General features: G+C 59.9%; 13 protein-coding genes. 2 read left to right on the top strand and 11 right to left on the bottom strand.

Annotated elements, in window-relative coordinates:
- Nucleotides 1-124: 124 nt before the first annotated feature.
- A complete protein-coding gene (locus tag IPM54_25550) occupies nucleotides 125-1,783 on the top strand; it encodes a DUF3459 domain-containing protein (protein MBK9263156.1) in 1,659 nt (552 codons plus the stop codon).
- Here IPM54_25550 and IPM54_25545 read toward each other — a convergent pair.
- From IPM54_25545 to IPM54_25495, 11 genes are all read right to left on the bottom strand, one after another.
- Nucleotides 1,770-3,290 (bottom strand): ABC-F family ATP-binding cassette domain-containing protein, encoded by a 1,521-nt coding sequence (locus IPM54_25545; protein ID MBK9263155.1) that lies wholly within the window; start codon nucleotides 3,288-3,290, stop codon nucleotides 1,770-1,772. The genes IPM54_25550 and IPM54_25545 overlap by 14 nt on opposite strands.
- 212 nt (nucleotides 3,291-3,502) lie before the next feature.
- Nucleotides 3,503-5,830, bottom strand: coding sequence for a CocE/NonD family hydrolase (locus IPM54_25540; GenBank protein ID MBK9263154.1), 2,328 nt, complete (start codon nucleotides 5,828-5,830; stop codon nucleotides 3,503-3,505).
- A 122-nt stretch (nucleotides 5,831-5,952) separates the two neighbouring features.
- Entirely contained in the window at nucleotides 5,953-7,803 is a 1,851-nt protein-coding gene (locus IPM54_25535) for an SWIM zinc finger family protein (protein ID MBK9263153.1), read from the bottom strand.
- Nucleotides 7,800-8,933 (bottom strand): VWA domain-containing protein, encoded by a 1,134-nt coding sequence (locus IPM54_25530; protein ID MBK9263152.1) that lies wholly within the window; start codon nucleotides 8,931-8,933, stop codon nucleotides 7,800-7,802. The genes IPM54_25535 and IPM54_25530 overlap by 4 nt, the downstream gene beginning before the upstream one ends.
- The gene (locus IPM54_25525) at nucleotides 8,930-11,170 is read right to left on the bottom strand and encodes a hypothetical protein (protein MBK9263151.1); all 2,241 of its coding nucleotides are present in this window, start codon (nucleotides 11,168-11,170) and stop codon (nucleotides 8,930-8,932) included. The genes IPM54_25530 and IPM54_25525 overlap by 4 nt, the downstream gene beginning before the upstream one ends.
- A gap of 2 nt (nucleotides 11,171-11,172) precedes the next feature.
- A complete protein-coding gene (locus tag IPM54_25520) occupies nucleotides 11,173-12,213 on the bottom strand; it encodes an AAA family ATPase (protein ID MBK9263150.1) in 1,041 nt (346 codons plus the stop codon).
- Between the two features lie 44 nt (nucleotides 12,214-12,257).
- Nucleotides 12,258-15,950 carry a DUF4132 domain-containing protein gene (locus IPM54_25515; protein MBK9263149.1) on the bottom strand — a complete coding sequence of 1,231 codons (3,693 nt, stop codon included), beginning with the start codon at nucleotides 15,948-15,950 and terminating at the stop codon, nucleotides 12,258-12,260.
- A gap of 360 nt (nucleotides 15,951-16,310) precedes the next feature.
- On the bottom strand, nucleotides 16,311-17,132 hold the full coding sequence (locus IPM54_25510; protein ID MBK9263148.1) for a hypothetical protein: 822 nt from the start codon (nucleotides 17,130-17,132) through the stop codon (nucleotides 16,311-16,313).
- 197 nt (nucleotides 17,133-17,329) lie between these two features.
- Nucleotides 17,330-17,872 carry a hypothetical protein gene (locus IPM54_25505; GenBank protein ID MBK9263147.1) on the bottom strand — a complete coding sequence of 181 codons (543 nt, stop codon included), beginning with the start codon at nucleotides 17,870-17,872 and terminating at the stop codon, nucleotides 17,330-17,332.
- A 36-nt stretch (nucleotides 17,873-17,908) separates the two neighbouring features.
- Complete coding sequence (locus IPM54_25500) at nucleotides 17,909-18,262, bottom strand: AHH domain-containing protein (protein MBK9263146.1); 354 nt, start codon at nucleotides 18,260-18,262, stop codon at nucleotides 17,909-17,911.
- Nucleotides 18,210-19,001: a hypothetical protein gene (locus IPM54_25495; protein MBK9263145.1), complete on the bottom strand. Its 792-nt coding sequence runs from the start codon at nucleotides 18,999-19,001 to the stop codon at nucleotides 18,210-18,212. Before IPM54_25495 ends, IPM54_25500 begins: the two co-directional genes overlap by 53 nt.
- Nucleotides 19,002-20,887: 1,886 nt before the next feature.
- Between IPM54_25495 and IPM54_25490 the strand changes: the two genes are divergently transcribed.
- A complete protein-coding gene (locus IPM54_25490) occupies nucleotides 20,888-21,238 on the top strand; it encodes a TlpA family protein disulfide reductase (protein ID MBK9263144.1) in 351 nt (116 codons plus the stop codon).
- Nucleotides 21,239-22,095: the final 857 nt, after the last annotated feature.

Below are 22,095 nucleotides of genomic sequence, written 5' to 3'. Positions count from 1 at the left end.
CGCCAAGTTGCGACACTATCACGCCAGCCCAAGCAAAATCAACGGGTCGTGAGATCTTTTTTTGACGCCCATGGAGCGCTGGCGTATCGTCGGTAGGAGTCGCTCGAGTGGCTCGCATGATCGCATGAAAAACGTCCCGCCCTGGTGGTCTCGCACGACCATTTACCAAGTTTATCTCCGCTCCTTTTTCGACGCTTCCGGCGATGGTATCGGCGATCTTCGCGGCGCCCTGGAAAAACTCGACTACCTGCAAGACCTGGGCGTCGAAACATTGTGGCTGAGCCCATTTTTCCAAAGCCCCCACGTCGACGCAGGATACGATATTTCCGATTACGACGCCGTTTGTCCTGACCAAGGAACGCTCGACGATTTGCGGCGTTTCCTCGACGAAGCCCACGCTCGCGGCATGCGCGTGCTCGCCGACATGGTCATGAATCACACGTCCGATCGGCATGCGTGGTTCGAGCAGTCTCGAAAGGATCGTTCGAACGAGAAGCGCGATTGGTACATTTGGCGGCGGGGGAAAAAACCGCTCGGCAAAGAACCTCCGAACAATTGGCGATCCATTCTTGGACCACGCGGATGGCATTGGGACGAGGCATCCGGTGAATGGTATTGGGCAAGTTTTTTGAAATGCCAGCCGGATCTCAATTATCGCAATCCTGACGTGCAAAAAGCGATGCTCGACGTCGTTCGTCGCTGGCTCGCATTCGGTTTCGACGGCTTTCGGCTCGACATTTTCCATGCGATCTTCAAGGACGAGGCGTTCGAGGACAATCCTTTTTCACCTCGATTGATCCCAAGCGAAGAGGATCCGGACGGCTTTTTTCAATCGTTTCGCGCCACGCTCCATCATCCGGATACCCTGCGCTTTGCGCGAACCCTGCGGCGCGTCGTGGACGAGTTTCAAAATCCGCCACGATTTCTCGTGGGTGAGGTATTCGGGAAGCCTCACGTCTTGCGCAAATATTGCGAAGATGGTGACGGATTGCATGCGGTTTTTCTCTTCAAAGCGATGCAAACGCCGTTTACGGCTCGGGGGTTTCGATCGCTCATCGAGGAATTCGAGCGCGAAATGCCCGCGCCGCTCGTCCCCACGTGGGTATTCGGAAATCACGATCGCATGCGCCGCGGCGAGCGCCTCGAGCATCATCCCGAGCGTGAAAAGCTCTGCGCTGCGCTGCAACTGTCCGCGCGAGGCATTCCCTGCATCTACAATGGTGAGGAGCTCGGCATGCGGGACCTCGACCTACCGCTTTCGGGCGCCAAGGATCCCGTGGCGGCCATTTATGGGTTTTTGCCCGAGATCGTCGTACGAGCACTGCACCGCCAAGGCATTCTCTTGAACCGGGACGCATGTCGTTCGCCAATGCAATGGTCGTCCGCGCCAAACGCAGGTTTTACCACGGCGGATGCCGTGCCGTGGCTACCCATACATCCCGATTACAGAATAACGAACGTCGACACCGAAGCTCGGGATCCGACGTCGATCTTGAACTGCTACAAGCGACTCTTGCGCCTGCGAAAGCAGCATCCAGCATTGCATTCGGGATCGCTATCGCTCCTGCCCGAAAATGCTCTGCCGCCCAACGTGGTCGGCATGCGGCGCACGTTTGAAAATGACGAAATCGACGTGCTGCTGCACTTCGACGACGCGACGAGAACCATCGTTTGGGGATCGGAGCATTCGAAGGCGATCGCGTCGACGTACGATGCGCCCATCGAAGGGCGCGACAGACGTTTTGTATTGCGCCCGTACGAAGCGCTTTTCATCGAGCGGTGACCGCTGCGCGGCTTTCTACCTCGATTCTCCCGCCTCGCAAACACCACGTCTCCGTCGTGACTCGCTCGGCAAACCGCTCGTCATGACTCACCACCAAAAGAGCACCCGGATAATTCGCAAGAGCTTCCTCGACACGCTCGATGGACGGCAAATCCAGGTGATTCGTAGGCTCGTCGAGCACGAGCGCCCATACGCGCCTGCCAAGCGCCAATGCAAGCGCCAATTTGCGCGCTTCACCCGGAGACGGCGCCCCCGACGCAAGTAGCCTATCGGGATCCACGCCGAGCGCTGCCACGAGCGACAATGCGCGCCCGCGCTCGATCGGAGGCAAAACACGCACGGACTCGAGAAGTCGCGCAGCCTCCGCCGAGCTCACGTCTTGCGGCAAGTACAAGAGTTTGTCCGGGGGGAGCATGGATGCATTCACCAATGCGCGCACGAGCGTGCTTTTGCCAGCGCCATTCGGTCCGGCCACATGAATGCGCGAGTTCCGTGCGATAGAAACACGCACGTCCGAGAGCACTTGGTGGTCGCCAGCGAAAAGCGCGGGCATATCGAGCTCGAGCACGCGAGGTCGCGGAGCTGGCTCGTATCCAACGAAAATCGAGCGCCCAACGGCACGACGGTTTTCGTGCGTGGGAATCGCGGCTTCCGCTCGTTCAAGCTCACCGCGCCGCGCTCCGACGAGCTTTCCCAAGTGTCTCTCGGCCCTCGCGACACGAAAATCCGCACCAATGCCGCGAGCATCACTATCGTTCCGATCCTTCATGCGCCGGCTTGCGCTGCGCATTCCATCCGCTCGTGCACGGCGATCGCGCGCCTCGGAAAGCCTATGCGCCGCCGCATCCCGCTTTTGCACGAGCGTTTCCCGTTCGTCTTGCTTCGCGCGCGCTTCACGCTCCCATGCATCGCGAGCGCGCGAATACGCGAGCGCATACACATCCACGCGTCCGTCGTGCACGCGCAACGTCCCCGTGCACACGTCGTCGAGCAATTCGCGATCGTGCGACACGACGAGCGCCGTGCCGCGAAAACGCCGCAATGCGGCCGCAATCTCGTCGCGTGCGGGTTTGTCGAGGTGATTCGTCGGCTCGTCGACGAGCAGCACATCGGGCGCTTGATGCAATGCCGCCGCGAGTTGCCATCGCCGTCGTTCTCCGTACGACAGCGAATCCCAGCGACGCAGCTCTTCCTCATCGAGGCCAAAAAGGTCGCGCATGGCAAACGATTCGCTCGCCATGTCTTCGGCCAAGAGTTTTACTTCGTTATCGATTGCATCTGTCGTTTGCCTGCACAGAATCACGGTTGCATGATGCGGTTCCATCGCGATCGTGCCTCGATCGGGCGTGATTTCGCCTGCCGCGAGGCGCAATACGGTGGTTTTTCCCGCGCCGTTTTCGCCGACGACCCCGTATACGCCGGGGGCCAAATGAAACGTCACGTTCGACAGCAGAGGAACACCATCGCCGTACGCAAATGAAACGTTGCGAAACAAAAGTCTTGCCATATTGACGCTCCTTCCGTTCGGACCGCGTACGCGCAGGCAACCGCCAAGCGCCAAAGCTGCGCGATCCGAGAAAACTCGACCTCGATTTGGGAGTTTTAGGAGGAGTGGAGCATCATGAGCGGGGTGAGCCGCGACGCCTGCTTAGCATGCCTTGCGAAGACGTCAAGCGAATTCGGAAAAAGGCAGCAGGATCAGGGACTTGCGTGTGTGGGTCAAGGCATCGCCGGCGTGTTCGTATACGCCGCATACGGCCTGCACTGCTGACCGCGCAGTGACGGGCACGGTGGAAGTGGCGTCTGCGCTGTTTCGCCGGCAATGACCGGTAATACGACGCTCGACGGATACATCGCCGAATGCGCAACGTCATGACGCGCTTCGCCCGAGAATTGCTTCAAGTCGAACGTCCAGCGAGCGCGGCTGTCTCCGGGCGTGTCGATTCCAATGCGAATGCGTGATCCCGCTCGAAACACGTGCCCGAAGCTCGCAATGCCAATACGCATGCTCGTCCATTCACCCGGCACGAGCGGCGCGGCATCCGCCTCTCGATAGGTCGGTTGCGGCCACAATTCCGTCGACGAACCATCGAGCTTGCGTACGCTCGCGCGAAGCCAACCACTTTGCACGAACATCTCTTGCCCATCGGGCCGAATTTCGCTCAAATTCACCTCGATGTCCGCATCGTCGACGGACGAGCGCAGCCAAATGTCCACGCTTCCCGTGCCGAGCATCACGAGGTCCGTGGCAAGCGGCGCGGAATCGAATACAACGGCCTTGTCCGCTCCCGGTTGCCTCCAATCATATGCCGGAAGGGGATCCCACACGTCGCCTCCCGGCGCAATGATGCCGCGATGCCCTGCATCCACATCGAGCACGAAACTCGAAGCACCCGCCATTTCCACAGGCTCCGTCGGCTCGAGCGACCCGTCGCTTTGGAAGAAATACCGCGTCGGGGTCGTCGGCGGAGGCCACGCACCGAAACGCAATTCGGCCGTCCCCTCGGGAGCGCCTGGGGTTTCTGCGGCCCCATTATCGAAGATTGCCCGAAGCGAACCTTCCGCTTCGTACGCCTTCTTTGCGTCCTCCCACGTGGCATGGTTCGCAAACCTATCTGGCGGCAATTCCGACTTCGCTTTGAAAATGGTTTCGAAGAGAATCGGCGCAAGCTCTCGCACTTGCTTGCTCACCGAAGGCACGGTCTGCGCTACGTAAATATCGAGAAATGCCTTCCACTCGACCAGCACCTGCGGGGCAAAGGCATCCGGGTGAATACCGTTATAGACGGTAAAACGTGTCAGCGGCGACGACTTGAATTGGTCGAGCAGCGTAAAGAAGTAAGGCCCCGTCTGTTCGTCTTGGAATGACGACGCGAGAAATACGGGAATGTCGATCTCATTGACGAAAGCCGTTGGATCGAGCGGTTTGACGAGGTCGTCGGTATAATATGCCGTGGCTTGCGCCGTGTCGATCACGTTGGCACGCTGGCTGTGCAAGAGCTGATTCTCTTGGCACACGGTATCTCCCGCATCGACACGAGCCTGTTCCCAGCCCTGACCGTACGGGGCTGCTTTGTCGAGCACGCCCGTGATCCATTCGAGCGCGAAGCCATCATTGAAGATGCCTCCCGGCCGCATCGTGGTATGCGTACCGCCAATGACCGACAATGGCGTGATTGCCGCGAGGCTCGGTGGACGGGTTCGCGCCACGAAGAGCTGCGTAATGCCCGGGTACGACAAACCCGTCATACCCACTTTATGATGCAGTACCCAATCCTGCGCCGCCACGGCTTCGATGATGTCGTACCCATCGAGGCTTTGCAGCGTTTCGAAGTAATCGTAAGCTCCGCCCGAGCAACCCGTACCGCGCATGTTCACGCCGACGGTCGCATAACCATTGAGCCCCGCAATGATCGCGCTCGCATCATTCGGTGCGTCGCAGAGGATCGGCAGGTCGCCGCAAAGAAATGAATAATTGCCAATGGGCGCCCCGGGCTGAGCGGGATTGTAACCCGAATAATTGACGACGGTCGGGTACGGACCATTTTCAGGCGGACCAGGGAGCGTAATGTATGCGGCGAGCTTCGTGCCGTCGCGCATGGTGATGTAATTGAACCCTGCCACGAATTTCTGGCTGGAATAAAACTCGGGATTGGGCAAACTGCCCTCGACGCTCATGACACGCACGGGCTTTACCGTATTGAGCTCGACGAGCTCGGGCACGACGACTTCGTAATCGTTTCCCGGCGGGACATTGCGTAGCACCAAACTTCCCTGCTCGTCGGCTACGCCCTCCTGCACGAGCGCCCCTGTCGAATCGTGAAGCTCGATTTTCGCCATTGGCGGCGCTTTCCACACGTGAACCTGCTCGACGCTGCCCCGCACGGAGAAACTCGCTTCGGGCTCGGGCTTCATCGCCGCAGGATCGCTACAAGCGGACGTCGATGCGAGCACCGCGAGCAGCCCTGCTACTTTGGATGCCACCCGCAGAGATCGGCCTTGTCCAGAAGAAATGGAATCGAAGGATACGGTAGCTTTCGTGGTCATTGGCCGACGCTACCACATCACGATTGCGTACGGAATAGGTATGGCTGGATTTTGAGCACGTCGCAAAAATGGGGCGACAGCGCTCGTGAGTAATAAAGATTATAGATTTTGTGTGTACACGCTCACGCCCTCGCTAGCGCCACCGCAATCGCGACATCCACCCACGCATTCGTCGCGGCCGCTGCATCCCCGGCTGCCCGCGCCGCTTCCAACTTCCCGAACGTCTCCGCGATCCGTCGCAAGCCGACCCCCGCGAGCAGCCCTCCAAGCGGCGGAATGCGCCCACCGAGCGCGCCCTCCTGCGCCAGCGTGTCCAGCGCAGCCTCGAGCCGCCCGAGCACCGTATCCAGCGGATTCGCCGGCTCTAGCGCGGTCATTGGAAGCGCAGGAATCGGCGCATCCGGCGCCAAGTCCGGCACGATGACATGAGCCGCGTCACTGCTTTCACCCACGACAACCGCAATCGGTTCGAGCACCTTCATTGCGCCGGAACCTCGAAGCCAACCGGATACGTAAAGCGCCTTTGGCAATGCCTGCACGAGCGATGTAATCGCTCCCGGGGCAAACCATTCATAGGACCGCTCGACGAGCAGCGATCCATCGTCGTCTTCGATGAAGCCCGATAACGTTTGACGCCCCGGAGACCAGAACAAACCTTTTACACCGTTCGGCGTCGCCACGACCCGCAGCGCATCCGTCCGCGCCCTATGACGCAAAAACCACGGAGGCCTATCCTTTTCGTTTGCCAACAATGCACCTGGCCCGGAAAAACCATGAGGAGCCGGTATGTCAACCCATTCACCGCGTTGTGGGAGAACCGCCGTGTCTCTCCCGCGACGTATCTCGATCGTTCGTCGCGCCAATCGCACCAAATGCCGCGATACCACCTGCCCCGCCGCAAGCACACTCAGCGGCGTTTGTCCAACCGCCGTCACCGTCGCCGGCTCCGCATTCGCCGGAATCGGCACGAGCCACGAAACCACCGTCGCTCCGTCCCAAAAAAGCACCTCGAGCGACCGCGACGACCCCACCGCCGAAAGCCTTGCCCCAAGCGACAACAGGCGCGCTTTCTCGAGCGGCACTTCGAGCGGTTCACCCACGCCCAAAAGCGCCGCCAGGTCGCTCCCATGTTTGGCCGCGCGCACGCGGGCAAACCCTTCCATCAGAAGCGCCCGCACCTTGCCCGCGTCGTGCAATGCCGACCGATTCTCCCACGCCGTCCGCTGTGCTTCCAGGTCTTCGAGCACCGCATCGAGCCACGGACAATCGCGCACGTGCGCACGCGCTTCCGCACGCGCCTGATCCAGCCCACGCGCATCCGCAATGCCTCGTTGCAAAAGCCGCCCCAAATAGACCGACATGCCCGAAAGCGCAGCCTCCGGCGCCACTTGCCGCGGAGGCGGCCCCAATCGAACCTGCGTCGATATGCGCTCGCGATCCTCGATGGAAAGCCGTTGAAATGCCCGCACAGCAAGCGGCACGTGCACACACCACGAAGCAGCGCAATCACATTTGGCATGCGAAAGGTCCGCGCCCGCCAAAAATCGCACAGTACATCCGGAAAAACGCGCCGCCCACGGACGCGTTCCAACCTCGATGTCCACGCCCGCAGATTCCGCTGCATCCACGAGCGAAATCCGTTCGCCAAGCCAAACCTCGAGCTCTTCCGTCGTCATCGCCCAAGGCGGCCGCGTCTCCGTCCCCGCATTTGCCGCATACGCGAGCACCGCCGCCACGCGATGCCGACATACGCCTTTCGCACCGCAACTGCAAAACGTATCCTTCAGCGCTTTGCCCACCAATAACTTTGTCGAAACACCTTCCGCAAACGTCGCAACGACCGTCCCGTCCGATTCCTCGCGAACGATAGGCCCCTTCCCTTCGGCCATTTCCTTCTGCGCACGTTTTACGAGACCAACGTTGGAAAGCGCCGCGAGAGCCTCCGGTGTCATCGTCGCAAGGTCGGACCTCATTGCCGGATTTTCTCCACCAGCCACCCCACGAGCTTGCTCGGCGTGGTCGCCGCCACGTGCGCCCCCGCATCCGCTACCGCTTGCGCAACCCCATGGTCATACGCGCCTTGCACCTGATCGTCGAGCGACGCAGCACCGAATATAATGACGCCCTCACCCACGAGCGACCGCACTTCGCGCACCAATGCTTCTGGCGTATCCTCGAAATCCGTTATCCACAACAATATCGTCCGATGCGGCACTTCAATCAACTGCGACGCGTATTGCAATGCCTTGGCGCCGTCGGTTCCTCCACCGAGCTGCACGCGCATCAAAAGCTCGACGGGATCGTCCACATGCGGCGTCAAGTCCACCACTTCCGTATCGTATACGACGAGATGCGTTCGCGTGGCGGGCAATTGCCATAAAACCGACGCCACGACCGCCGCATGAATGATGTTCCGCGCCATCGAACCTGATTGATCGACGACGATGATGACTTGATGCCGCGGCCCAAATCGCCTGACGCGAGCGAAAAATTCGGGTCTTTGTATAATCAATTTGCGTCGTTCTTGGTCATAGTGACGCAGGTTTTTTCGAATCGTTCGCAGCGCATCCAAATTCTTCGCCACTCGAAAACGCGAACGACGATGACGAAATGGCGTCGCCCCCAACCGATGCTCGATTTCTTCGCACAATCGCTTTTTCAAGTCCTCCACGACGCGCGCCACGAGCGCCCGCGCCGCGTCGAGCACACGCGTATCCATACGCGACTTGCAGCGCAATATCGCCTCCGCGAGCGACAACGAAGGCGTGACGTTCTCGAGCGCTTCGGGCCTCGTCACCACTTCGAGAATGCCGTATCGCTGAAGCGCATCGGATTCCAGACGCTCGATCGCTTCTTTCGGAAACAGTCGATGAATTTCATTGATCCAATCAGGCACGTCGAGCGGATGATTGCGCCCGCGTCCCGGACCTGCACCACGTGCGACACTTCTTCGCTGGTCCCCTTCGACCTCGCGATCATACAGCCACGAAAGCGCATTCTCCATTTCGAGCGCCTCGGCGCCCATCGTGGAAGGCCCAAGCCCGTCGTCGCCCGCTCGACCGAGAATCAATCGCCATCGAGTCTCCGGATCGTACGCCGTCATTCGAGCACCCCGAGCGAACGCCCCCAGGAAAATACCCGCGCATCGAGCTCGAGGCCCGCTGCCAATACATTCACGGGCACATCACCGATCCACGAAGCATCCGGACGCTTACCCCAGCGCGCCGCGAGCAGCGTCCCAATGCGCGCTCGTTCTGCCGGCGGAAACCAAGAAAACGCAAGTCGCAACGCCGGCACTTGCACCAAAAACACATCATCCGACAGCGTAGCAAGAGCCGCGTCGATTGCACCGACGAGTTTGTCGTCACGTAACGCAGGCCCGCGCGCGAGCGCGAATAGACCAGCCAAGAAATCACCCAAACGCCCTTCGGACGATGCCTGCAATGCATGCTCGATGGCCGATTCCACCTGCGCCGCTTCGGCATCGAGGTACCATATCGTTCCCAATGCGGCCCCGCGCAACATCGCAGGCGCATTTACGTCAGAAATGCGCCGCGTAAGAACCGCATGCGTATCGTCCATATCGAGCCCCAGCGCCGATCCGTGCCGCAAGAGCTCCGCGAGCGCCTGCATGGCGGTCAAGTCCGCCGGTAACAAATCCGTTCCGCGAATTCCGCCAAGCAGCGTCAATGCTCTCTCGGCTGCCGACCGAAGCACCGGGCCCAATAGTGGCGCTCCCACGACCTCCAGCCATTCGCCATGATGCCACAGCCCAAATAATTTAGCAATGGCGGGTCCGAGCGCTCCGAGCGACGGCGTCGTCGCCACCGCATTCGCAACGACGTTTGCGACATCTCCCGCAAGCTTCATCAGCCCCGCAAATGCAGCGTCGCCAAATGCTTCGACCCGCGCGGCGAGCGAATCCGCTTGGAGCATTCGCCGCGACAAACAAAATACGACCGCGCCTTCCAGCGTCGAGCCCCAACGCGATGCTTCGATGATGGCCGGATCCTGATCGGGTCGCCAAACGATGCGAAACCCTTCCGCCATGCGCGCCTCCGTTCCCCACGCGGGACCGTGTAGTCGTGCAAAGCCCGGGATTTCCAATATGCGCAATCGGTGCAGCACGCGAAGCCGTTCGCGATCGCCTTCGATGCGCCAATCCAATGTAAGCGTCTGCGGCGTCGATGTCGGCGAAAGGCCCACTCGTTCCAAAATGGCATGCACATCGCGAAGCAGTGGAGGACGTTCCGTCTCCAGCGACAATCTTCCAATGCGGTCCCCCGTGAACGTCCGCAATATCGTCGCAATCGTCGGATGCAGCTCCTCCGTCACGATCCCGCGCCGAGACCAGGGCGGCGGACTCGCGAGCGGCTCGCGCACGAGCGCCGAAAGCAGTCCATCCAGCACATCGACGCGTTTCGGCGAAACATGCCCGCGCAATGCCGAAAGCCCAGCAATCGCCGTGCGCAGCGCGATGTGATCCGCCACCGTCGGACGCTGCGATCCTTTGCGCAATGCATCCATCGTCCTATCGAGCATTGCATCGGCCACGCCCGATCCAAGCTTGAAGTCCAGCTCCCACCACATCGGCGAAGGCATTCCCGCTTGATACCCCGCAAAACTATCCATTCGAGCGTACGTCCACGGAACGAGATGACTTTGCCCGCCAAACGGTGCCGCAGGCGGCTCGGGCTCGCTTCCGCCCGGTAAAACACCTTTCATCGCAGGCGCATGATACCCACCGCATACCAATACGACGTCACCCACTTCCATCGCCCACGACGCATACGCTCGCATGCACGCTTCCCGCGGCGCATCAATCTCGCTCGCCGCCGCATCACCCCGTATTTGCTCGAAATACGCGTCGAGCGCCTTTTCGAGGTCCTCCGGCGACTGCCCCTCGAAAAGGTGTTCCCACATCGAATCGAGATCCGACGTGCCCGTGCGTCGGCACAATGCCTGCACGGCTTGCTCGTACCGGTCGTCTTCGTCCCGGTACCGATTCTCTATGCCCTCGAACGATTTGCTCCACGCCGGCAAGTCTGCAAATCGCACGAGCTTTTCTTGATCGAATGCCCAGCGCAGCGCCACCCATTCCGGGGAAAATGCACAAAATGGCGCAAAGCAGGATACCGGCCCGTCATCAGTCAAGTAATGCGTGAAAATCGCAATGGGCGGCGTGTGCTCCAGCGCCAATTGATCCAGCCTGTCGTTGAAATCGCTCGGCCCTTCGATCAGCACCACTGCCGGATTGACGCGCTGGAGCACCGAAGAAACGAGCCGAGCACACGCTGGGCTATGGTGCCTCACGCCAACGACGAACAGCCTTCCCGCCACGATTACAACCTCGACCGCGCCGCATGCAATGCCGCCCAATGCGGAGCTTTGCGCTTGCTCGCTACGGTCTCCAGGTATCGCCGCAACTTCTCCAAGTCTTCAGCGTTGTCTTTGACCGCCGCACCCGCAAGGCAATCGATGACGTCCCCTGGAAGCGCTTCGCCATTGCCCAAAAACGCCGCACGAACGCCAACCGCATGCGCAACCGATACCGCCTCCGCCGTCGATAACACCGTCGACAATCGCTCCAGCGGCTGACCATCGCTCGACGTCCCCGTGCGCAATTCGCGAAACGTCGTCACGAGCACTTCGAGCACCGGATCCGGCAATACCGTTTTGACACCCGACGCTTCGAGCAACCTCGTCGATTCGCGCCTCACAAGGTCGATTTCCGACGCCAAGTCTCCAATGGGAAACAACGTTTCGAAATTGAATCGCCGTTTCAACGCAGCGCTCATTTCGTTTACGCCGCGATCGCGCGTATTCGCCGTCGCGATCACGTTGAACCCCTCGCGCGCAAATACCACACCCGCGTCCCCGAGCTCGGGAATCGTGAGCACTCGGTCCGATAATATGGACAAAAGTCCATCCTGCACCTCCGCCGGACACCGAGTGATCTCTTCGAACCGTACGATTTTACCGTCGCGCATTCCCGACAATACCGGGCCCGGCACGAGCGCCCGTTCGCCTGGACCTTCGGCCAACAAAAGCGCGTAGTTCCACGAATATTTGATTTGATCCTCGGATGTCGCCGCGCTCCCTTGAATGGTCAACGTCGACACGCCGGAAATGGCCGCCGCGAGCAATTCCGAAAGCCAGCTTTTCGCCGTTCCAGGCTCTCCGACCAGCAAAAGCCCGCGCGACGTCGCCAGTGATACCATCGCCCGATCGATGACCGCCGCGTGACCCACGAATTTTTGTTTGATTTCGCGCGCCGAATCTCCTAGCACGAACGTTCGCACGGCTTTGGGCGACAGTTTCCAGCCCGGCGGACGCGGCCCCGTATCGTCCTTTTCGAGCCGCGCGAGCTCGTCGCGATACATCAATTCCGCAGGCGCCCGTTGCAATCCGGCGGCTTGCTTTTTCTTCACGTCGCACTCCCGAGCTGCACGAGGTCCCGCACCAGCTCCGAATATACCACCGGTTGCAAATCACCGAGCGTGAATTTGCTATTCTGCTTGTGCGACACGAAAATGCTCCCAATCTCTTGCTTCGGCTCGGTCATCTGCATGTCGGCCGCAATACCCGTCCGCAAATCCAGCGTGGCAGTCAATCCACCAGGAAGCGGTTTGTACATGTCCCAGATCCAGCCTGCGTCCTGCGGATGCCCTTTGCGCCAACCCTTTTCGACGAGTCCGAGGATCTTGCCAACCGGCACGAAATGCCCTTCGCGCCGATTGATCGAAGCGGACTTGCGCTCTTCGTCTGTCGGGCCGTACGTATCGCGACCGATTTGCTGAAATGGCTGCACGACACCGTAATCGCCCAAGATCTGCCCAAACGCCGCCTTCTCGGAATCAGGCAATTCCAATGGATGCACGATCCCCACGTACGCTCCGTCCGGCAACGAGAACGCCGAATCGTGCGCATCTGCCAGCGAGCTGTCCTCGGCCACGCGAAATGCCCCCGTTCGCGCGCCCTCTTCCGTGTACACGCCCCAGATGAGCCGCCGCACGAGATGAATGAGGAGCGGATGTTCGAGGAAAAGCGCACGGAATGAATCCAATTCCCAGCGCCTTTGAGAACACATCGCCAATTCGAGACGAACGATTTGATTTTGCGCAATCGCCTTGACGTCCTTTTTCAGCGTCTTCCAAATCGTCTCTGCTTCTTTCGCTTTCGCCGCATCGTCCGATTTGTTCGGCTTCGGCAAATCGCTCAGTGGTTTTCCGGATGAATCGACGACGACCGGTTTCAACGCTTCGTCGAAGCTCACTCGGAACTGCCGCGGGCCGAAGTCCAATGTGCGAGAACCATCCGGATCGAGGTCCAGATCTGGAACGAGGCGATCGGCGAGCTCGTCCGCGGTGAGGCCCCGGTTTTGCGCGACTTCGTCCATTTTTTCGCGCGCTTTTTCTTGAAGCCCCTTGAACTTCACCTTTTGGGCAATGCCATTGAGGTGCATCAGCGCCAGGTCGGTGCCAATTCGCGCCAAAATGTCCAGCCCCGAAACGGCTCGCGCCTGGAGCGATTCCCCCGGCCAAGTGCGAATGAGCGGTGTCAACTTTCGCGCCACTTCGTCGCCACCCAGGATTCCGAGCTGCTGCATCGCCCAATTTTCCTTGGATGACGCCCCCGCCATTTGCCATTCATTGAAGAGCGCCCAGGAAAAATCTTCGAGCGACGCCCTGTCGCATATGGCAATCACGTCTTCGATGCCCACGTACAAAGAATCGGGCGTGGAGAATGCGAGCATCATGAAGATGGCTTCGACCGCTTGCTTGGGCAATGCTTTTTCGCGCCCTTTCAAGAGCGGCCGGGGCATTTTTTCCACATTGCACCATGATCCGAGCTTCGGCAGTTTCGCCGGATATCGATCACGCGGATCCGCATCGAGCGCTGCATCGAGCGCCGCTTTTACTTCACGACCGTACGATTCGCCAACGCTTCGTACCACTTCGCCGTGCCCTCTTGCCACCAAAAACCGCAATGCCGATTCAGCTTGTTCGCGTGCCTTCGTGTGAGGTCCCACGGCCGTCGGCACGAGGCCCACGGCAGCCGCTTTCGGGAATTTTTGCAGCCATACTTCCGCATATCGACGAGCATTCTTCAACGTGCGGGCATAGGCGTAAAACAGCGCGATTTTCGGCGATTCGACGATGTCCTTCAGCGTCGAAGCAAAATGTATCGAATTGGCAGCCGCGATTCGCGGGTAGCCTCCAATCGCTTCCACACCCAAAACCACGAGCGGCACGAGGACGTGATATCCAGCCCCCCATGCGTCGGCAGGCCACTGCGCAAAAGCTTTCTCGAAGTCCGACTTCTCGAGCGATACGATGTTCCGCGACACGTATTTTTTGTACCACCGATGACTCAGGTTTTCGGACGCATCAGCGTATGTCATTCGCGACTTGGAATATGTCTTGACGTCTTCACGAGCTTGCGCGAGCAGTCCATTTTCGTCCTCGTGTATGACGTCGGGATAAGCTTGCATCGCGACGTTCGCCACGATGGGAAGCGCATCGGCCCGTTTGCCCGATAGCCACGGAGGATTCGCCAAGACGCCCGGCAATTCGTCGAGCGACGCATCCGGTTTCGGCGCCATCTTTTCTCGAAGCTTTTGCATGGCCGACCGAGCCGCCGGGCGCAAATCCAATCGATCCGCAAGCCCCGGATGAGCGCGATCCATATCGATGAATACCACGGCCGCCCGGTCTCCAATGGCGGATCCTGAAGCCATGGCATCCGCCAGCGCAGGAATGGCGAGCACCGGGTTTTTCTCGAGCCATTGCACTGCCATGTTCATTGCAGCCAAGTGCGACACCATCAACGCGGCCGTCTCCGGCCCTCGTACGAGCGACGCGACTTCGAGCCCGCCTCGAACACCGCCTGACCAATCGACATTTTCATTGCTTATTTTTACGATGGGAATCACATCGGCACCGACCAGATCCAGAAGGCGCCACAAATTCCCCACCAAACATCCGCCCGCAAACGCTCGACTGACCGCCTTTTTCGCCAGCTTCGCCATCATCGGACGGCTGTAGGCAAAATCGAATTGCGGCGCGATTCCGTCATTGGAATACGTCGGCTTCGTATACCCTTCCACATGACCCGAACACGCAAGCCATTCTTCACCCAAAGCGTCCGCCAATTTCGTGTGCCCCGGAATGACCGTGAGCACGTGCACCTTCCGAAAATACGACCACATCGGCCAGCGCGCTTCGGCCGCTGCGCAAAGCTCCGCATAAGCTTCATCCGAAAGGCTTTGCGCAATGAACGCCAATCGATGCGACGTCTCCGTGCCCGTCGTGAATGGCCCAATGCTCTCCGCTTCGTGATGCAGGGCGCACATGGGCGGATCACTGTATCGCTCGATGCGCACGCGCGTCGATGCAACGAGCATATCGAGGATCCACGTCGCGCCATATTTTGCGATCGACGCCTCCGTGAGCGCTCGCATTGCGGGAAAACTATCCGTGTCGCACGACAACCCCAAGAGCGAATCGACCACCGCCGCTTCGAGCGGCGACAGCGGTCCCGGCGCGTCTGCTTCGAGCCATCGTCGCGCTTCGTTCGCGGCCGGAACGAGCTCCGCGGCGACGATGATTTTATCGAAAGGACAAATGGATTTCCATTTCGACCACGCCGATTGCAATGCCTGCCAAGGATCGGCATTTCGTTGCGCCTCCGTCGGCCGATAACGACCATGCCTGTGCGGCACGAGCCTCCGGTCCACTTGCAGGCCGCTCCAATCGATTTCAACGGCTGCATTCGGCGCTTCGCTCGGTACGCTCGCTGCAATCGGTGTCGCGTTCGCTTCAGCGGCCGCCGCGGGCGTCGTATCGGCCGTGACGGCGGGCGCTGCCGGTTTGGTCGCTCGAGGTTTCGGCGCGGGCGCTCCGTCGGGCATTGCGGCGACTTCGGCGTAACCCTTTTTTGTTTTTTCCTTGACGAGCTTATCGTGTTCGGCGGTCGCTTTCGCGTCGCTTGGAAAGTCTTTCGTTTGGCTTTGACCGGCCGTACCGATCTTTCCCCACTGGATGGTCAGCTTCGGGCCATCCTGTTCGATTTGCCAAAACTTACTCGAGGACCCTTCGATGAGCTCAAACCGGCGCATGCGCGGGACGGTACCACGAGTCGAGCGTGCGAGTGTAATTTCTGGCGTTTGAAATGAGCGTATTGATCAAGGAAGGCACTCGACCGGCCTCCATCGACCGATCCCGGTGCCCGAAGGCCACTCGACCGGCCCAAACTGTCCGTTGTGGCCACGGAACCTCGGTCGACCGGGCCGCTCGCGAGCATTTTCGCAGCAAAACCGGCCGGTCTTGGGCCTTGTGGAGACCGATTCCGGTGGAAAACGATCGCTCGACCGGCCCTTGGCCACCGGCTCCGGTTGGATCGAGGCGGTCGTCCGGCCTTTGATGACCTTTCGAGGTGGATCCGGGGCGGTCGTTCGGCGCTCGCGGGCCTTCGCGTGCTATTTCTCGGGGGTTTCCGAGGTCTCCGAGACTTCGGGTTCGGGCTCGGACTTGGTCCTCCGGCGGCTCCCGAAGAGCGATGGGGCGAATGCGTCCGCGTCCTTTTCGTTCCAGCGGAGGAACGTAGCGGCGCGCCGGCATTGGTCGTAGGCGCGGAAGAACAAGGTGAAACTACGATCACGCCGCTCGATGGCATTGGAGGCGTCTGGCACTTTGATGCCGGGGACTTCTCGGGCGCCGAGGGCGACCAGGATTTTTGGGCCGAGGGTGGTGGCCTGTTCGACCTCGGTCCATTCAATGGGGCTCTTGTTCTCGACCTCTGGCCAATTGGCGGAGAAGAGCGCTGCGAGTGCGACGAGGTCATTGGCGATGTCCAGGTTGCCCTGACCGGATCGGATGGCTTCCACGGATTTCTTATCGAAGAGTCCTCGATGCGCGAGCAATTCGGCGGCGAGGAGCATGCCCTCTCGAAGCGGTTTGGCTTCTTCCAAGAGAGCGGCGAGTCCACCGGCGGTGACTTCGGGCAGTGCCAAGAGATATGCGTACCAAGCGGCGAGCGCGTAGGTGCCCACGCGATCGATATGGGTGATATCGAAATCGGGTAGCTTGGCGGCTTGGTCGCGCAATTTGGCGAGTTGTGGTACGGCGCCTACCGCGATAGCGACGGCGCGCGGGATATCGACGTTTATTTGTAGCAGCTCGTCACTCGATAGCTTTGTTATGAGCGGTTCGACTTCGGCAAACGCTTTTGCGGCTTCGGTCGGAACGGCGGGCTTTCCGGCGGGTGCTTTCGGCCCCTTCGATGGTTTTTGTTTGGGCATGTTGTCCTCCCAAGGGCGGGCTATACCAGCGCTGGGGTCCAGGAGGAAGAAAAAATAGGTGTTTGCGACGTATTGTGGGTGAGTGTATGGTTTCACACCTCGCGCCTCACCCCAAGAGCGCCAACTCGACCCCTTTGCTCCCCCGCGCGGCGCTTTCGCCGGTTTGCCATCGCCGTCGATAACGTTTCGCTGATCGTTCAGAGCTTGATGGGTTTCGACGTCCACACGTTCGGCTGCGCTTCGGGCGGCAGATCCGAATCCCACGCGAGGGTGAAATCCAGACCTTTCAGTTTGGCTTGCTTCCAGCGCTGTACGAAGCGATCTGAGACGTAGATCGTACCTGCTCGTGGGCATGCCTGTTTGAAGATGTCGACACCTTCCACGACGGACGGGATGAAGACATGGTTATTGGCCATCTCGATTCGCCCGTTTTCGTCCCGAGAACCCACCGTACGCTCATGATCGAAGGCATCGAGCGCCCGCGGGTTGTACAGAAAGAGCTCGACGCCACCTTCGTCTTCGAGGGGCAAGAGCTCGCCGTGGGCGTCGAGCATGTCGCGCAACGCATCGATGGCGGAACGCCGAAGGACGAGAACATCGCTACCATAAGAAGGACTGTCGGACGGCCGAAAATCCCTGTCGGCGAGACCGCCGGACCCGACGTACCCGGAGAGGCTTCCAGGTCGCCGCCCTTGGTGAACCGTCGAGCTCGAGAAACTCCTCCCAGCGCTCGTCGTCACACACAGGGGACCTCGTAACCCGTGCTGCCCATGTACTCATAGATTCGCATGGTAGAATGTCCCATCGAGAAGGGTTTCGCGGATTCGGCGGAGTCTCCGAATCGCATCTGCCTGAGAAGTTGCTTTCCTGAGTGAGTCTAGAACCTTTTTGTAGTATACTGGGTTGTCTAGCGTCGCGTGCACAATGGCGCCACCGGGATTCGGCGAATTCTTGTACATCGGCAAGAACACGCCATTGTACTCCTCGTCGATGTTGAGCTTGAGCTTGTCAAGGAGTTTGCGGCACCGCTCAGCGCCCTCCACGTTACTCTCGATCGGTACGATGTGGTGCGTCGATTCACCAGCCTTTCTTTTGAATTTGAATACTGAATTTTCCAGCGCCTTCTTCAAACGGGCCCGATGCACCTTCGCCGAAACGGAGCTGGTGATTTTGCCAATCCGAACGATTGCCCCGGGTCCACCCACCGCGCCCGGAATGAAAATGGGAATGTTTTCCAGTCGCTTCACGGCCGCCGTCAGCACCTTCGTCCCTTTGCTGACCGCCGACGCCAGAAGTCGCTCCACCAAGCGGACCCATGGCCACTTCCAACAAGGCGAATTCGATGAGCATGACGCCCGCATCGATGGCAAAGAGTTTTGCTTCTACCTCGAATTTGCCATTCTCGAATCCGGCCTGATAACCCGCCCACGCCAAGCTCTCCAGGGTCGGATCATCGTACTCGGGCAGTGGCTCGATGGAATTCAGTGCATCCGTGACCCGCTGTTGAATCTGTTCGATCGTACCTGGATCCGATGTCAACGCGCGCTTCAACCAAGAATCGCTCTTGTTGATGACGGCCTGCATCTCCGCTTCAGCCAGCGCCAACGCTTTTCCAGTCTTGTACGCTTGGTCGTACGCCGATTGATACGCCAAATGCGAGCCCGCAACGACATCAATTCTTCCGCCGTGTACGCCACGCGGCTGCTGGTCGCAGAAGAACGGGCTCCGAATCGGCGGATTGGACGCTTGCCCAAAGAGAAGTCGTGCGTCCGATGGACGCTCCTCGAGCGATACGGGCACGGGACATGGTGCAGGGTCTGGTTCGAACGCGGCACATCCAAATGGCTCGGCAGCGGAATGCGCGGGCACCAAGCATCCACGCGACTCAATGGGAGCAATTGAAGATTCTTGACGGGACCGTCCGGGCTGAATTGAAAAACATATTTCGTGTACGCAGGGTCCGCACCCAGGATCCGGCCTGGCCGACCTTGGTGAAGCTTACCCACTTACTGTCGAAAAATCGAAATGATGCTCTCCAGGACCGGCTCCGGCGGCCTCCAGCACACATTGAACACTTGCACCTTTTGCGCCGGTCGCCAAGCTGGGACCACCAAACCGCAGCCCGCGACGCACAATGCGCACAGCAGCAAGACCAGAACCTTCGGCAGTCGACGCAACAACCACCACGCCGCAACCCCGAGAATGCTCAACGAGTGCCCCATGGCATCCAGTGTCGGAGATCCATCACGCGCGCGTCAACACAAATGGGAACGCTGGTTCGCAGTTCGCAGGCACGAAAACGTCACTCCCCGTCCGGATCGCCCTCTGCGGCTCGGGTGCGCGGTGTGCTCGCCGTCGGGATCGCCTTTCGCGCCTCAAAACCCCAGGAAGATCGTTGCCAACCACCCGAACCTCGGCCAAAGGGTGGGTCTCTGATGAAGTACGCGTTCCGAGCTGCTCGACCTTGTCTACCAATTCTATCCGCGGGGGATGCTCCAGTTGGAGCGCATGCACGTGGCACCCGGGTAGCCTGTCTACAATGACACCGAAGAGCACTGCCGGCTCATGGTAGCTGCTGCCCGCGGGCGACGCGAGTGGTCAACGTGGAAGGCCAGGATCAGCCGCCTTGGGGATCGCTAGGCGTTCAAGACGAGTCGCTCCACCTGCATTCAGGGAATATCGATCCAGCGTACTCAGGCCGCATCTGGCTTGTCTTGGGCAAAACGTCGATCAACTTCCACGTGTCGCTGCTCGGACCTATTACGGGATCCAGCTTCCAGGCGTCCCCGAAGAGGAACCAGTAGCGCGCGAAATCGCTCGCGAGATCGAAGCCACCTACCCCGGCTATCAGACGATTCCACCAGAGATTGGCAATGAAGTCGTACCGGACGTGGCTGTCCTTGGGGAACTCGGGACGGAAACGATTTACACCCTCCTCTTTTCGGAAGTCTGGACGCGTCTATAAAGACCTCGACACGAACTGGACCTTGCCAGAACCGGTGACCGTGGTCCTTGCGCGCAGGCGCAGGTTTTTGAAGCTGACCCGCGTCGTTCATCCACCCAATTCGTAGGACGAATCGTTTTGCGACGCCGCTATGCCATGATCAGGGCCTGCCGCGTTTTCCTTGCCGCTCAGCCGGTCGATCCGCGATTTGCAATTCATGCAACAATGACGAAATGCACCGCCGGATCGCGGAAGCTCCAGCAGGTTTTCGGCGGTGGTATCGCGGGGCGTACGTGATGGACCTCGGCCGCACGAAAGCCGCGCCGATCCGGGGCGATTGTGGACGCGGTGGCCGACCGGGCATTGAAAGGCCACGGAGCTTTTGCCGGACGATCTTGCGACGCCTGCCCACGCCGCCCGATGCGAACGATTGCTCGAGGCGCAGCGCATGCTTCAGAAGGTGGGCATTACGTGGCCTGGCTTGCCCGCGATTGCCGAGTAGGCGCGGCCTGGTGCCAACCTTTGAACGAGGCCGTGATATGCGTGAAACCGCCAGTGGCTCTGCGCGGTTGTCCCCGCTTGCTGGCACAGCGCGAGACGACGCACACCGCAGCCCTGCATTCATCCGCAAGGCGCCTGAAAGTTCTGATTGGCACTCTCTCGTGTCGGCGGTCCACCAAGTTTTGCTACTGTGCGCATTCATGTGCCTGTCGACTCGCCACTTCACACGTCGTGAATCCATATTCGCCATTATTTCCGCGAGCGTTTTCGCCGGCTGTGCGATCCCCATGCGGCCACCATTGCCGGATCGATGCGGCATCCGCTGCTCGGTGAAGTGGGCCCGTCGTTCGAATGTGTTTCACTCGACAATCAGACGTTGAGTGTGCCGAGTCACGGAACAGCGAAGGTCGTCGTGGTTGATTTCTGGGCCTCATGGTGTGAGGCGTGCAAGGTTGGGATGCCGGCTCTCGAACGGCTCTATCGCGATAACCGTCGCGATGGGCTCATGGTCGTCGGTGTCCGCCCCGGGCTGAAGTGGCTGGGTCTCAAAACTCGAAACCCGTCCAATGCACGCTCGCGCAAGTCCAAAATCGTGATCACAAGCTCCGGCTGTCTCAAAACTCGAAATCCCCGTCCTCAATGCACGCTCGCGCGGGGTTAAAACCCCGCGCTACACATTCAAAAGTCCCTCACTTCCGTTCGGGACTGGCGTTGTGCGATCTCGGATCGTTATCGAAAAATCTCCGACGATTTTCGCAATAGATTGCATTCACGAGCGCGGCTTTGGGCCGCTCGAGCAGCTCGGCCTCTCGGTCGACGCGGTCAAAGGTGGCCCCGAGGACGTGCGCGCTGCCTTGCCAGGGCTTCCCGAGGAGCTTTTGCCCGCGTTCGAGCTCGCTGTTGGCCTGCTCGGGGTGGGGGGTACGGGGAGAAGCTCGCGAGCCTCGGCTTTGGCTGCTCGGCGGCGAGCGTCGAGGGTACGTTCTTCGAGGTCGATGCAACGGCTCCCGGTGCGCGGCGGCTGGCCGCGGGGCCGGACTGGGAACGGCATAAGGCTCCTGCCGGTGTATGACCCGGACAACGTTTTGCAGTTGAACCAGGCCATCTTCGATAAAGCCGAGGCAATCCACGATCGTGGACGCGGTGGTCGACCGCGCGCCCGCTGGCCCCACGGAGCTATTGCCGGACGAGCTCGCGACGCTGCTTCCCCACGGCGCCGGATGCCGAGCGATTGCTCGAAGCACAACGCATGCTTCGGAAAGTGGGCATTACGTGGCCCGGGTCGCCGGAGATACGGAGTAGCCGCGGCCAACAGGTGCCAATCCTTTTGAACGAGGCCGTGCGTAAGGCCGTGGGCAAAGTCCGTGAATGAGCTTTTCGCGGGAGTTGGCAAAGTGTTTTTCAGCGGAGAAACCTGAGGTCTCAATTCCTGTTCTGGTGAAGCTTTTCGGAAATACGGAATGGCTGCACCACACGACTCCTTTTAATCTCAATTCCTGTTCTGGTGAATGAGCTTTT

Source organism: Polyangiaceae bacterium (assembly GCA_016715885.1).
Taxonomy (GTDB): Bacteria; Myxococcota_A; Polyangia; order Polyangiales; family Polyangiaceae; genus Polyangium.
Note: the sequence above shows the minus strand (reverse complement) of the source record. Positions and strands in the feature narration are given on the sequence as shown.